The sequence below is a fragment of the Micromonospora zhanjiangensis genome (genome assembly GCF_042650605.1).
Classification (GTDB): Bacteria; Actinomycetota; Actinomycetes; order Mycobacteriales; family Micromonosporaceae; genus Micromonospora_J; species Micromonospora_J zhanjiangensis.
In genome coordinates, this window is sequence record NZ_JBHSBN010000104.1 from 1 (window position 1) to 1,318 (window position 1,318).

Below are 1,318 nucleotides of genomic sequence, written 5' to 3' on the forward strand. Positions count from 1 at the left end.
TCGGCCAGGTTCTTCCGCAGCTCGGCAACGCTGATCTCGTTCGTGTCGGTCATGGCAGACATCGTACATTTCTGTACACTGTTGTACGTGCAGCTTCGTTATACCTTCCGTGTCTACCCGACGTCCGGCCAGCGAATCGAGCTGGCGAGGGCGTTCGGGTGTGCGCGGGTGGTGTTCAACGACGGACTGCGTGCGCGGCTGGAGGCCCGCGAGCAGGTCTTGCCGTACGTCTCGGACGCAGAGTTGTCCAAGCGGGTCATCACCCTGGCCAAGCTGACTCCGCAGCGGGCGTGGTTGGGTGAGGTGTCGGCCGTGGTGTTGCAGCAGGCCCTCGCCGATCTGAACACCGCGTACCGCAACTTCTTCGCCTCGATCACCGGCAAGCGCACGGGCCGCAAGGTGTCCCCGCCCCGGTTCCGGTCCCGCAAGGACAGCCGGCAGGCCATCCGGTTCACCAGGAACTCCCGGTTCAAGGTCCTGGACAACGGCAAGCTCAGGCTGCCGAAGGTCGGCGACCTGGACGTGCGCTGGTCACGGACGATGCCGTCCGACCCGTCGTCGGTGACGATCATCAAGGATGCCGCTGGCCGGTACTTCGCGTCGTTCGTTGTACAGACGAACGAGGACGAGACGTTGCCGCCGGTCGAGCCGGAGTTGGGCATCGACCTGGGCTTGACCCACTTCGCGGTCATGTCGGACGGCACGAAGGTGACGGCGCCGAAGTTCCTGCGCCGGGCCGCGCGCAAGCTGAAGCGACTGCAACAGGACGTGTCCCGCAAGCAGCGGGGCAGTCAGAACCGCAAGAAGGCCGTCGTGAAAGTCGCGAGGGCGCACGCCCGGGTGGCCGACACCCGGCGGGACTGGCAGCACAAGCTGTCCACGACGATCATCCGCGAGAACCAAGCGGTGTACGTCGAGGACCTGTGCGTCGTCGGTCTCGGCCGGACCCGGCTCGCTAAGTCCGTGCACGATGCCGGGTGGGCCAGTTTCACTGGCATGTTGGAGTACAAGGCCGCCCGATATGGGCGCACCTTCGGCAGGATCGACCGGTTCGCGCCCACGTCGCAGACGTGCTCGACGTGCGGCCGGCTCGACGGCCCGAAACCGCTGTCCGTCCGGTCGTGGGCCTGCCCATGCGGCGCGGTCCACGACCGGGACGTCAATGCGGCGATCAACGTGTTGGCCCAGGGACGCTGGGACAACTCAAACGCCTGTGGAGCGCAGGTAAGACCGGACCCCGTGCCGGCACCGCGCCGAGAAGCAGGAATCCACCCGGACGCCGCGTGTTCCACGCGCAGCGTGGAGGGAATCTCCGTCC

Annotated in this window: 1 protein-coding gene; it reads left to right on the forward strand. The window is 66.5% G+C overall.

Going from position 1 to position 1,318, the window contains the following annotated elements:
- Nucleotides 1–87 precede the first annotated feature (87 nt).
- On the forward strand, nucleotides 88–1,318 hold a 1,231-nt coding region (locus tag ACFOX0_RS34125; protein ID WP_377553810.1), incomplete at its 3' end, for an RNA-guided endonuclease InsQ/TnpB family protein.